10 protein-coding genes and 1 pseudogene are annotated in these 12,711 nt (G+C 71.2%); 5 read left to right on the top strand and 6 right to left on the bottom strand.

From position 1 onward, the window contains the following. Positions 1-63: 63 nt before the first annotated feature. The 6 genes and pseudogenes from HJC40_RS34185 to HJC40_RS45725 form a co-directional block, all read right to left on the bottom strand. On the bottom strand, positions 64-1,110 hold the full coding sequence (locus HJC40_RS34185; RefSeq protein WP_250007544.1) for an amidohydrolase family protein: 1,047 nt from the start codon (positions 1,108-1,110) through the stop codon (positions 64-66). Further along, positions 1,107-2,024 (bottom strand): carbohydrate kinase family protein, encoded by a 918-nt coding sequence (locus HJC40_RS34180; protein ID WP_250007542.1) that lies wholly within the window; start codon positions 2,022-2,024, stop codon positions 1,107-1,109. Before HJC40_RS34180 ends, HJC40_RS34185 begins: the two co-directional genes overlap by 4 nt. Beyond that, on the bottom strand, positions 2,021-2,671 hold the full coding sequence (locus HJC40_RS34175) for a hypothetical protein (RefSeq protein WP_250007541.1): 651 nt from the start codon (positions 2,669-2,671) through the stop codon (positions 2,021-2,023). The genes HJC40_RS34180 and HJC40_RS34175 overlap by 4 nt, the downstream gene beginning before the upstream one ends. A 113-nt stretch (positions 2,672-2,784) precedes the next feature. Further along, a pseudogene (locus tag HJC40_RS34170) lies at positions 2,785-3,273 on the bottom strand (alpha-glucosidase/alpha-galactosidase); the annotation flags it as partial. Between the two features lie 53 nt (positions 3,274-3,326). Continuing rightward, positions 3,327-4,673: a DUF4832 domain-containing protein gene (locus HJC40_RS34165; protein ID WP_250007540.1), complete on the bottom strand. Its 1,347-nt coding sequence runs from the start codon at positions 4,671-4,673 to the stop codon at positions 3,327-3,329. Positions 4,674-4,684: 11 nt separating this feature from the next. Then, entirely contained in the window at positions 4,685-6,583 is a 1,899-nt protein-coding gene (locus HJC40_RS45725; RefSeq protein WP_284044125.1) for a DUF4832 domain-containing protein, read from the bottom strand. A 131-nt stretch (positions 6,584-6,714) separates the two neighbouring features. Between HJC40_RS45725 and HJC40_RS34155 the strand changes: the two genes are divergently transcribed. From HJC40_RS34155 to HJC40_RS34135, 5 genes are all read left to right on the top strand, one after another. Next, positions 6,715-7,596: a carbohydrate ABC transporter permease gene (locus tag HJC40_RS34155; protein WP_250007539.1), complete on the top strand. Its 882-nt coding sequence runs from the start codon at positions 6,715-6,717 to the stop codon at positions 7,594-7,596. Positions 7,597-7,607: 11 nt separating this feature from the next. Then, positions 7,608-8,471 carry a carbohydrate ABC transporter permease gene (locus HJC40_RS34150; protein ID WP_250007538.1) on the top strand — a complete coding sequence of 288 codons (864 nt, stop codon included), beginning with the start codon at positions 7,608-7,610 and terminating at the stop codon, positions 8,469-8,471. Positions 8,472-8,496: 25 nt separating this feature from the next. Further along, a complete protein-coding gene (locus HJC40_RS34145; RefSeq protein WP_250007537.1) occupies positions 8,497-9,849 on the top strand; it encodes a sugar ABC transporter substrate-binding protein in 1,353 nt (450 codons plus the stop codon). 31 nt (positions 9,850-9,880) lie between these two features. Next, positions 9,881-11,377 carry a glycoside hydrolase family 36 protein gene (locus HJC40_RS34140; protein ID WP_250007535.1) on the top strand — a complete coding sequence of 499 codons (1,497 nt, stop codon included), beginning with the start codon at positions 9,881-9,883 and terminating at the stop codon, positions 11,375-11,377. A gap of 165 nt (positions 11,378-11,542) precedes the next feature. Beyond that, positions 11,543-12,709 (top strand): ROK family transcriptional regulator, encoded by a 1,167-nt coding sequence (locus HJC40_RS34135; RefSeq protein WP_250007534.1) that lies wholly within the window; start codon positions 11,543-11,545, stop codon positions 12,707-12,709. Positions 12,710-12,711: the final 2 nt, after the last annotated feature.

The following is a 12,711-nucleotide window of genomic DNA, read 5'->3' as shown; positions in this document are numbered from 1 at the left end:
GGGCTGAGCGACGGCCACCGACTTTCGCTCAGCTGATCGAACCCGGAAAACCCCGCCAGGCGGTCACCGGCTCAGGAGCCGGTCGGCGTTGGTCGCGTACACCTGGGTCAGGACCTCCGGCGGCAGACCGATCGCGGAGATGTCCCAGCGGCCCTGCGGCGGCACGGGCGAGCCGGGGGCGTAGGCGAAGCACTCGTCCTCGGTCTCCAGGAAGCGCCAGTAGACCTCGTACGCCTCCCGCGTGGCCGGGAAGGCGTCCGAGCCGAACAGCACCCGGTCCGGGTGGTCGAGGATCAGCCGGCGGGTGGCCCGCGGGCGGCGACCCAGCTCGGCCAGCCGCCCGCCCAGGTCGATGTGGAAGTTGGGATACCGCCGGAGCATGCCGTCGACCCACCCGAGGTCCTCGGCCGCGCAGCCGACGTGCGCGCCGATGAACGTGGTGCCCGGCGCGCCGGCCACGACGCCTTCCAGGGCCCGCATCAGCCGGTCGAACGAGGGGTGGCCGGGCGCGCCGAACCACCAGTCCGGGTGCTGCGCCAGCTCCTCGAGACGCTCGTTGCGCACGTCCAGCGGCGCGAAGAACGCCAGCGGGTCGGCCGTGTGGATGAGCACCGGCAGCCCGAGCTCGCCGGCCGCGGCGAAGACGTCGGCCAGCCGGGGGTCGTCGGGCAGGACCCGCACGCCGTCGGCGTCGGTGACGCCCAGGCCGAGGTCCTTCCACACCTTGACACCGCGGGCGCCGGCGTCCCGGGCCCGCCCGAGCTGGGCGATCAGCGCGCCGGTCGGGTCGGGGCGGTGCAGCGCCGTCCAGTCGAGGTGGCAGAACGTCACGAAGCGGCCGGGGTACGCCCGGTCGTAGCGGGCGAGGTTGGCGTCCAGCTCGGCGTCCCAGCGTCCGTCGAGGTTGACCACGGTGGCCACACCGACCGCGTCCAGGAGATCCAGGAGCGCGGGCACGTCGGGGATGAGCCAGTCGCCGTCGCCGAGCCACCGGCCCAGATGGTTGTGGACGTCGACAGCCGGCACCGACGCGCGGGCGACGTGGGTCTGCGGGCGCCGGACCGACGGGACGGGTGTGTAGGCGCGCAGCGGCAGGTCGTCGAGGTTCATGCGCGGGCCTCGGCGAGGGTGGGCTGTGCCGCCGTGCCGCCGGCCGCGCGCGTGGACAGTGCCCCGCAGGCGGCCGCGAGCCGCAGGCTGCCGGCCAGATCGAGACCGCCGAGACGTCCGGCCAGGAAGCCCGCGTTGAAGCTGTCCCCCGCGCCGACCGTGTCGACCGGGGTGACGGGGTGGGCGGCCACGGTGACCGGGCCGTCGCCGGTCCACGCGAGGGCGCCGGCGGCTCCGCGTTTCACCACGACCAGCCCGGCCGACGCGGCCAGCTTCTCCGCGGCCGCGCCGACGTCGTCCGTGCCGGTCAGGGCGAGGGCCTCGGCCTCGTTGGGCAGGAAGACGTCGGTCCGGGCGATCGCGGCGGTCACCGGGGAGTCCCAGGCGCCGGACGGGTCGTCGTTGGTGTCCAGCGACGTGGTGGCTCCGGCCGCCCGCAGCCCGGCGAACCAGGCCGGCAGGGCGGCGGCGAGGCGGGGTTGCAGGAAGTACGAGCTGACGTGCACGTGCCGGGCCGCCGCGACCAGGCCGGGGTCGAGATCGTCCGGGCGGTGGAACGGCAGGCAGCCGGGTGCGGTCAGCATGGCCCGGTCGCCGCCGCTCGCGAGCACCACGGTCAGCGCGGTCGGCCGGTCGGGGTCGATGACGCAGCCCGTGACGTCGACACCGCGTTCGCGCAGCGCGTCGAGGCAGAAGCGGCCGGCCGGGTCGTCGCCGACCCGGCCCGCGAAGGCGGTGCGCAGGCCGAGCCGGGCGGCGCCGCACGCGGTGATCGCCGCCGAGCCGCCGAGGGTGAGGGCCCCGGCGTCGACGAGCCGTTCCCGGTGTCCCCAGGGCGGATCGGCCGGGGCGCCGGAGACCACGACGTCGGGGTTGGCGTCACCGACGACCAGCAGATCCCAGGTGGCGCTCATCCGCGCAGCGCCTCGGGCAGCAGGTCGCCGTGCGCGGCGGTGAGCGCGTCGCACAGCTCGTGGATGGCGTCGACGGTCAGGGTGGCGGCCGTGTTCGGGTCGACCAGGGCGGCGTGGCGGACCGACCGGGGGTCTCCGGTCACGGCGGCCGCGACGGTCAGCTCGCCGACGCTGACGTACGGGCGGTTGACCGCGGCCAGCTGCGGTGGCAGGGCGCCCATCGGCTGCGGCCGGACCCCGGCGCCGTCGACGTCCGCGGGGACCTCGACCGCGAACCCCTCGGGCAGGTTGTCGATCAGCCCGGCGTTGGCCACGTTCACCACGATGCGCCGTGGGGTGCCGGTCACCAGGCTGTGGATGACCTGCGGGGCGTACTCGGTGCTGTCGTCGTCCACCTCGTCGGTGCCGCCCTGGGCCAGGATCCGCAGGTACTCCCCCACCGGGATGCGCAGTCGTTCGATCTCCCGGTCGGAATGCAGATACCAGGGCACGTACTCGGCGGAGTGCTCGCTGGTCTCGGTCGGGTAGAAGCCGAGCCGGCGGTACATGTCGACCCGGACGCGGCGGCGCAATTGCCCGTCGGCGGCGATCGCGGCGTCCAGGGCCGGATGGAGGTCTCCCCGTGGAGCTGCCAGCGCAGGATCCACGCCTGGTGGTTGACGCCCGCGCTGTCGAACTCGACCTCCTCGAACGGCACCTTGACGAGATCGCAGAGCCCGCGCACCGTCCAGTACACCGAGTGGCACAGGCCGAGGACCTTCAGCGCCGGCGCCACCTGGGACAGGTAGGTGACGTTCATGGCCATCGGGTTGGTGTAGTTGAGCAACCAGGCGTCCGGGCACAGCTCGGCCATGTCGGCGGCGATGCCGGCCAGCACCGGGAACGTGCGCAGGCCGCGGAAGATGCCGCCGACGCCGATGGTGTCGCCGATGGTCTGGCGCAGCCCGAACCGGGCCGGGACGTCGAAGTCGGTGCGGGTGGCCGGATAGCCGCCGACCGCGATGGCGTTGATGACGAAGTCGGCGCCGTCCAGGGCGGCGCGGCGGTCGAGCGTGGCCACGATGGCCGGCCGGGCGCCGCGGGCGTCGGCGATCCGCTCGGCGTGGGCCCGGGCGGTGGCCAGGCGGTCGGGGTCGATGTCGTGCAGGACGAGGCGGGCGCCGGTCAGTTCGGGAAAGCCGAGGATGTCGGTGAGCAGCTGGCGGGTGAACACGACGCTGCCCGCGCCGAGGAACACGATGGTCGTCATGGCCGTCTTCCGGTCGGGTCCGCCCGGCCCCTCGCGGGGCCGGGCGGGATCAGCTAATGGCGGCGGGTCACGGTGCCGAGGGTGAGCCAGCCGGTACGGGTGTCCTGGCTGGTGTTGGCGAAGCGCAACGGCAGGCCGCCGCGCATCGGGTTGGGCACCCGCAGCACGATGTCGTACTTGCCCTCGCGCAGGCCGCCGGTGTCGATCCGGGCCGAGAGCCGCGCGGGGTCCTGGCCGGGCTGGATGCCGGCGACCGTCCACGGTGTCTTCCAGCGCCGCACGACGCGGCCGGTGCGGTCGAGGGCGGCCAGTTCGGCCGGCCAGTCGTAGTAGAAGGGCGCGGTGCCCCGGTTGGCGATGCGGACCGAGACCCGGTCGCGGCCGACGGCGGCCTGGGTCACGGTCAGCTCGTAACCCAGCGACCGGGCCGCGGTGAGCGCGCGGTCGTACTCCGCTCCCGTGTAGCCGGCACCGGCGAACGCGGCCTGGTTGATCAGCCAGGAGGCGTGGGTCCCGGCCACCGACTGGTCGTAGTCCTCGTACTGGGGACAGCTGACCGGCTGGTCGAACAGGCAGGTCTGGATCTCCGGGCGCAGTTCGCCGCCGACCGGCTCGCGCTGCCATTTGCCGGTGACGCCCTCGTCGATGAGGCGCCGCACGAAGTGCCAGGACTGGTTGGGCAGGGTCTCGAAGGCGAACGAGTCGTCGTGGTAGCCGATGTTCAGGTCCCTGTTCTGCGGGCTGGGATAGCGGGCCAGCAGCCGGGTGGTGTCGAACGCGGCGTCGTAGCGGTTGAGGATGCGAGTGAGGTTCTCGGTGCTCGGCATCCAGTTCTCGGGCTGGGTGGTGCCGTCGTAGGGCCAGGTGTGCCACTCGCCCCAGAAACCGATCAGGCCGAGCGTGAGGAAGCCGATCCGGGGGTCGCCGTCGTAGCGGCGGCCGAGCGCGGTGATGAAGTTCTCGAGGGCGCTGATCAGGCGAGGGTCGTTCCAGTCGGGGGCGACGCTGACGCCGTTGTTGCCGAAGTCCGGGTACGGGCGGGTGACCAGCCCCTGGTCGAGCAGGTACTGCGGGATGCCGGTGGGCCGGCCCGGATAGTCCAGGTAGACGCGGAACGCGCTCTGGTGCCCGCGGGCCGCGATCGCGTCGAGCTGCTGGTCGACGGCGTCCCAGCGGAACTGCTGGGGGCCGGTCATGATGTCGCTCAGCGGCAGATAGAACCACTCCATGCTGTGCGGGAAGGTCTGGTAGTCGCCGGCGAACGGCAGGAAACCCTTGAGCGGGTTGTCGGCCGGCGCGGCGGTGTAGGACAACGACTTCCAGGACGGGCCGGGACCGGCCACGGCGGGACTGCCCATGGCCAGGACCAGGGCGAGGGCGAGGACGAGCGCTCTGCGCATGGTGGGATTCCTCAGCTGACGGTGACGCGGTCGAGGTCGGGGGCCCAGCCGCCGGGATTGGCCACCGTGATCGTGGTCGTGCCGGCGGGCAGGGTGAGGGTGACGGCGGTGGTGCCGACGGTGTCCCAGCTGCCGGTGGCCGGGAAGGTGACGCTCTGCCCGTTGACGGTGGCGGTGCGGGTCTCGGCGGTCAGGTAGTGGAAGGTGACGGTCCGGGGGCCGCCGCCGGTGACGCCGGTGAAGGTGAGGGTGGCGCCGTTGCCGAGCCAGCCGACCTTCTGACCGCCGGAGCAGGCGGCGCAGGCGGACACGGCGGCGCCTCCGGTGCGGGTGCCGGCTTCGGCCTCGTAACCGGCCGGGCCGCCGCCGGTGCCGGTGCCGACGGTGACCGGGCCCAGGCCGAGCCAGCCGTCGGCCTGCTGGGTGGCGTTGGCGAACCGCAGCTTCTTGGCGCCGGCGCTGACGGCTTCGAGCGGGTTCTTGACCCGCAGCACCCACTGGTACGAGCCGTTGGCCAGCCCGGACAGGTCGGCGGTGTGCTGGAAGTACTGGCGGTAGCCGAAGTCGCGGTAGTCGGCGCCGGCGTTCCAGTCCGGGAAGGTCCGGATCGTCAGCGGCTGCACCTTGCGCAGGTCCCATGAGGTGTCCCAGGTACGCACGACGCTGCCACTGCTGTTCTTCAGGCCCAGCGTGACCGTCCACGGGTAGGAGAACGGGGCCACGCCGGTGTTGGCGATCCGGACGCCGACGTTGGTGGCGCCGCTCGCGGTGTCGCGGTAGTAGGCGTTGTCGACGCTGAGGTTGTAGCCCATGGAGCGGACCGCGGCGCCGACGTTGGCGTCACCCGCCGCGTACCCGCCGCTCTGCTCGTTGATCAGCCAGGTCGCGTGGGACAGCTCGATGCAGGCCTTGAGGTTGTCGACCGCCCCGGAGCCGTCGGGCCAGCTCTGGAAGGCGCTCGACTGGATCTCCGGGCGCAGTTCGCCCCCGATCGAGCTGGTGATCCACTTGTTCTCGGTGCCGGTGGCCAGGTTGCGTTGCAGGTGGGCGTAGGACGCGCCGCCCATCGACTGGGGCAGGGTGACGCCCTGCAACGGCGAGCCTTCGCGGAAGCAGAACGAGTCGTCGTGGTAGCCGATGTCGCGGCTGTTCGCGGCGCCGCCGGCCGCGTCCGGGTACCGGATCTCGACCTTGGTCCGGTTGAACGCCGTGTCGAAGGCGGCCACGAGCTGGGCGCCGTTGGCGTCGCTGGGCATGTAGTTCGGCCGGCCGTCGGCGGTGTCGGTGTCGTACGGCCAGGTGTGCCACTCACCCCAGAGCCCGACCAGGCCCAGGTGGATGAACCCGAGCCGGGGATCGCCGTCGTAGCGGGCGCCGAAGGCGGCGATGAAGTTCTTCATCGCGGTGAGCAGGAACGGGCTGTCGTAGTCGGGGTGGGTGACGTTCCAGTACGTGTCGGCGCGGGTCGCGACGTTGCCGTTGAAGCAGGGCGGGATGGCGTTGGCCGGGTGGCTGCCGGTGCCTCCGGGATAGGTCAGGTAGATGCGGATCGCGGCCTGGTTCCCGTACGTGGCCGTCTCGGCCAGCATGCTGTCCACGATCGACCAGTTGTAGCTGCCGCAGCTCGAGGCGTTGGTCATGATCTCCGACAGACCGAAGTAGCCCCAGGTCAGCGCGTGCGGGTAGCCGACGTTCTGGTTGCCGCCGGGTGAGTAGAACTTCGCGAAGCCCTTGAGCGGGTTGTCGATCGGGCCGGGGGCGGCGGCCAGCGGATGGGCGGTCAGAGCGGGGTCGGGGGCCGGGGACGCCGCCGGCCGGGGCGGGGGTCCGGCCGGAGCGGCCTGAGCCACGGTCATCGGGGTGAGGGCGAGGAGGACGCCGAGGACGACGGCGCCGAGGGATCTTCTCATTGTCGGTCTCCGAGGGGAGTTTGTTGCCCGGGGATTACGAAGAGGTATTGACAAAATATCGAAGGTCTACATCATTATTCGACATCGGGTCAGCTGGCAAGAGCCAACTCGGAGACGAATCAGAGGCGAGGATGAGCTCGACGAAAAGGCGCGACGACCGTCGCGCGGCGTGGTGGTTCCTGGCGCCGGTGCTGGCCGGGTTCACCGTGTTCTACGGCTACCCGGCCATCCGCGGCGCCTGGTACTCGGTCACCGACTACTCCATGCTCAACACACCCACGTTCGTGGGCGCGGCCAACTACGACAAGCTGGTGCACGACAGCCAGTTCTGGCGGTCGTTGCTGGTCACGCTCTGGTACGTGGTCCTCAACATCGGGTCGCAGACCGTGCTGGCCCTGATCGTGGCCGCGCTCATGCACCGGCTGACCCGCTCGGTCGTGCTGCGGGCCACGCTGCTGCTGCCCTGGCTGGTCCCGAACGTCACGGTCGGTCTGCTGTGGATGTGGCTGCTCGACACCAACTTGGGGTTCGTCAACCACCTGCTGACGTCGATCGGGGTGGGCCCGGTCGGCTTCCTCACCGACGCGGCGCTGGCCATGCCGTCCATCGCCGCCATCAACACCTGGGCCTACACCGGCTACACGGCGCTGCTGCTCTACGCCGGGATGCTGCAGATCCCGCAGTACCTGTACGAGGGCGCCTCGATCGACGGGGCCGGCGAATGGCGGATGTTCCGCGCCATCACCCTGCCGCTGCTGCGACCCGTTCTGGCCCTGGTCCTGGTGGTCTCGCTGATCGGCTCGTTCCAGATCTTCGACACCATCGCCGTCACCACCCAGGGCGACCCGGCCGGAGCCACCCGGGTCCTCTACTACTTCATCTACCAGCAGGCCTTCTCGTACTTCCAGATGGGCTACGCGTCGGCCGCCGCGGTCTTCCTGGCGCTCATCCTCGGCGTGCTCACCGCGATCCAGATGCGCCTGCTGCGGGCGTCCCGCTCGGACCTGGCCTGAGGACGGAACCCATGCGCAAATTCTTCGGCTGGGCGGTCATGGCCGTGATCGTCGTGGCCACCCTCTTCCCGTTCTGGTGGATGATCCGGACGGCCCTCACCCCGGCCGGCGACCTGCTCAGCGACAACGCCGGGCTGCTGCCCCGCGACCCCACCCTGGTCAACTTCGCCCGGGTGCTCGGCCTGACCAGCGAGGCCGAGGCCCGGGCGGCCGGCGGCTCCGGCGCCCACATCGACTTCGCCCGCTACATCCTCAACTCGGTCATCTACTGCACGCTGATCGCGGCGTTCCAGACCCTGTTCTGCGCCATGGCCGGGTACGCCTTCGCCCGGCTGCGGTTCCCCGGACGCGACCTGATCTTCGCGATCCTGATCAGCGCCCTGATGGTCCCGCCGATCTTCACGCTGCTGCCCAACTTCGTGCTGGTCAAGGATCTCGGCCTGATCAACACGATGGCCGGCATGGTCGCACCGAGCATCCTGATGACCCCGTTCGCGGTGTTCTTCCTGCGCCAGTTCTTCCTGTCGCTGCCGCGCGACGTCGAGGAGGCCGCCATCCTCGACGGCAACGGCCCCTGGGGCATCTTCTGGCGGATCTCGCTGCCGATGAGCCGGGGCCCGCTGCTCACCATCGGCATCACCACCACCGTCTGGGCCTGGAAGGACTTCCTGTGGCCGCTGCTGGTCGGCCGGGGCGAGGAGAACCGCCTGGTCACCGTCGCCCTCGGCGTGTTCCTCCAGCAGTCACCCAACACCCAGCCGGACTGGACCGGCCTGATGGCCGCGTCGACGTTGTCGGTCATCCCGGTCGCGCTCCTGCTGGTCTTCGTGGGCAAGCGCCTCGTCCAGTCCCTGAACTTCACCGGCAGCAAATAACCCCTCCCGAAGAAATGAGAGTCAGATGACCCGCAGAACACGAGCCGCGGCCGCCCTGCTGTCGCTCGCCGTCCTCACCGGACTGACCGCCTGCTCGTCCGGCGACGGCGACAAGAGCGGCGGCGACGCCGTCACCCTCGACTACTGGCTCTGGGACGACAACCAGAAGGCGTCCTACCAGGCCTGCGCCGACGCGTTCACCGCGGCCAACCCGAGCATCAAGGTGCAGATCACCCAGTCCGCGTGGGACCAGTACTGGCAGAACCTCACCACCCAGCTCGCCTCGGGCGACGCGCCGGACGTCTGGACCAACCAGGGCTCGTACTACCCGCAGTTCGTCACCTCCGGCCAGATCCTCGACATCCAGCCGTACGTCAGTGCCGACAAGGTCGACCTCGCCCAGTACCAGGCCGGGCTGGCCGACCTGTTCACCAAGGACGGCAAGCGCTACGGCCTGCCCAAGGACTGGGACACGATGGCCCTGGTCTACAACGTCGACCACCTCACCAAGCAGGGCGTCAAGGCCGCCGACCTGGCCGACCTGAGCTGGAACCCGGCCGACGGCGGCACCTTCGAGAACCTCATCGCCAAGGCCACCGTGGACGCCAACGGCAAGAACGGGCTCGACCCGGCCTTCGACAAGAGCAAGGTCAAGGTGTACGGGTACCTGCCCGAGTGGGCCGACGGCTCGCAGGGCCAGAACGGCTGGGGCAACCTGGCCGCCAGCAACGGCTTCACCTACCTCGACAAGAACCCGTGGGGCACGCAGTACAAGTACGACGACCCGGCCCTCGCGGCCACCATCGACTGGTACAAGTCGCTGATCGCCAAGGGCTACAGCCCCGCGCTCGACAAGAACTCCACGCTCAGCCGCGACACCCTGATGGGCGCGGGCAAGGGCGCGATCAGCTACGCCGGATCCTGGACGATCAACACGTACCTCGGCGCCGACGCCAAGGCGAAGTTCGCGTTCGCCCCGGTCCCGGCCGGCCCGCAGGGCCGCAAGACGGCGATCAACGGCCTGTCCGACGCGATCTGGGCCGGCACGGAGCACAAGGACGAGGCCTGGAAGTGGGTCAAGTTCCTGGGCTCGGCCGACTGCCAGAACATCGTCGGCGGCAACGGCGTCGTCTTCCCCGCCATCAAGCAGGCCGGCGAGAAGGCTCTGGCCGCGCACAAGGCCAAGAACCGTGACGTGCAGGTCTTCGTCGACGAGGCCCAGGCGCCGAACGGCACCTTCTTCCTGCCCATCACCGAGCACGGCAACGAGGTCAGCCAGACCGTGCAGGACGCCATCCAGTCGGCGGTGCTCGGCCAGAGCGACTCGGCCACCGCCCTCAAGAAGGCCAACGACCAGGTCAACGCCCTCTTCAAGTAAGCCCTCCCACCGCACCTCACCAAGGAGAACCATGGCATCGCTCATCGAGCTCGGCGGCCGCGTCCTCGCCATCGAGCACGAGGGATCCGGCCGCCCCGAGGCAGCCGACGGAGGCCTGATCCTGCCGCCGGGGCGCGTCGCGCTGCTGCACGGACTGGGCGATGCCCTGTTCTACCGGCACGGGCAGAACTCGTGGAGCCCGTGCGGATGGCGCCGGCTGTCCGGCCCGCCGCTGCGCATCGCCGATCCGCGGCGGCGGGTCACCGCCGACGACGACCTCTGGGACGACCCGGCCCGGCACCACTCCTCCGCGGTGGCCGCGCTCGACGCCGGCGACGGCAACGTCCTGCTGCTGGGCGCGCTCGGCCTCGGTTCGCCGCGCCTGCAGGCCGACCGGGACACCCTGGCCGGCTGGTACGAGCACGGCGCCGCGCCCTGGTTCGCCGCCTACGGCCCCGAGGGCGAGGTGTTCGCGGCCTACACCCGGCAGCTGGCGCAGCGCTTCGGCAGCCGGGACCGTCGCGCCGGCAACGTCTGGTGCTCCTGGTACGCGTACTACGAAGGCATCACCGAACAGCAGCTCGGCGAGGATCTGAAGGACCTGACCGGTCTGCCGTTCGAGGTCGCGCAGATCGACGACGGCTGGGAACAGATGGTCGGCGACTGGCAGCCCAACGACAAGTTCCCGTCCGGCATGGCCGCCCTGGCCGACCGGATCCGGGACGCCGGCCTGGTCCCCGGGTTGTGGCTGGCCCCGTTCATCGCCCTGCCCGGCTCGCGGTTCGCCCGGGAGCACCCCGACCTGCTGTTACGCGACGCGAACGGCGCTCCCGTCATCGCCGGGCACAACTGGGGAACCGGCTACCACGCCCTCGACCTGTCCCGCCCGGCCGCCCTCGAGCACGTCCGCGAGCTCGTCCACCGGGTCGTCCACGAATGGGGGTTCACCTACCTCAAGCTCGACTTCATCAACGCGGGCGCCGTCCCGGGCATCCGGGCCGGCGACGCCGAACGCGAGCAGACCTACCGCGAGGCCCTGACGCAGATCCGCCAGGTCGCCGGCGACGACGTCTACCTGCTCGGCAGCGGCGCCATCCTGCTGCCCTCGCTCGGGTTGCTCGACGGCCTGCGCAGCGGCCCCGACGTCGCACCGATGTGGCAGAACTACGCCAGCGACGACCCGTCCGACGCGATGGCCCGCAACGCCGTGGTCAACGCCCTGCACCGGCTCTGGCACCAGCCGCTGACCGAGGTCGACCCGGACGTCGTCTACTTCCGCAGCCGGCTCAACCTGCTCACCGACCAGCAGCTCGGCTGGCTGCGCGACCTGGCCGACATCTGCCGGTTCCGCGCCGTGTCCGACCCGCCGAGCTGGCTCACCCCGACCGAGCTCGACGCCCTGACCACGTACCTGACGGCCCGGCCGACCATCCGGCAGCTCGACCGGTACCGGTTCAGCATCGACGGCCGGGAAGCCGACTTCACCCCGGCGATCTCGCCGGCCGCCCAGGCCTACCCGATCTCCTGAGCGGGCCGGCCTCCGCGTACCGGATTTCGTGAGCGGGCCGGCCTCCGCGTACCGGATTTCGTGAGCGGGCCGGTCCCTCCCGGGGACCGGCTTGCCATCGCCCCAGTAATTTGTAAAGCTCAAAGCATATTAGGCGGCCCGGGCCGCGTAGCAGAGGGAACAAACGTGACCGAGGTGACGACGACCGGGGCGGACCTGCCGCGTCTGCGCGAGCTCAACAGCCTGAGCATCGTGCGTGCTCTGCGCGACCATCCGCCGTCCACCGTCACCGAGTTGTCCCAGCGCACCGGCCTGTCCCGGCCCGCCGTGGACGTGATCGCGCAGGGACTGGTCACCGACGGCTGGGCCAGCGTCCTCGAGCCCGGCGCCAGCAGCGCTGTCGGCCGCCCGGCCCGCCGCTACCAGTTCCGCGCCGGCGCCGGCCACGTGCTCGGCGTCGACGTGGGCGTGCACAAGATATTGGCCCTGCTGGCCGACCTCGACGGCAACATCGTGCACAGCGTCCGCCACGCCGTCGACGCCGAGGCCGGCCCGGCCGCCCGCCTGGCCGAGCTCGACGAGGTCGTCACCGCATGCCTGGAGCAGGCCGGCAAGACACCCTCCGACATCTGGGCGGTCACCGTCGCCGTCACCGGCGCGGTCGACCCGGCCGGACGGACCAGCTTCTTCACCCCGCTGCCGGGCTGGAAGAGCGTCGACCTCACCGCACATCTGGCCACCCACTTCTCCTGCCCGATCGTCATCGAGAACGACTGCAAGCTGGCCGCCCTCGGCGAGCAGTGGAAGGGCGCGGCCACCGACGCCGACGACATCGTCTATCTGCTGGCCGGCCTGCGCACCGGCGCCGGCCTGATCATCGACGGCGTGCTGCGCCGCGGCTTCGGCGGCGCGGCCGGCGAGATCGGCGCCCTCAAACAGGTCCGCTGGCTCAACGCCCCCGAACACCTGCAGAACTGTCCCGGCGTGCCCAGCACCATAGGCCCGGACGACGCCGCCGCCTGGGTCTTCAACGCCGCCCGCGAAGGCCACAAGGCCGCCCGGACGGCGGTCAACCGCTACGTCAAGGACCTCGCGGTCGGCGCGGCCGCGCTGGTGCTCACGCTCGACCCTCAGGTCGTCGTGTTCGGCGGCGGCTTCTCCCGCTCGGCCGACCTCGTCCTCGACCCGCTGCGCCGGGAACTGCAGCGGCTCTGCCTGCGCACCCCCGAGGTCCGGGCCTCGACGCTGGGCGCGGACTCGGTGGCCTTGGGCGCCCTGAAGCTGTCGCTCAACGAGGTGGACCAGCGCCTGTTCGGAGGCGGGCTCTCAGCGCCGGTCGCACCCCGCCGCTGACC

It is taken from the genome of Actinoplanes sp. M2I2 (assembly GCF_023544445.1).
Taxonomy (GTDB): Bacteria; Actinomycetota; Actinomycetes; order Mycobacteriales; family Micromonosporaceae; genus Actinoplanes.
This window is presented reverse-complemented; position numbering and strand designations above follow the sequence as displayed.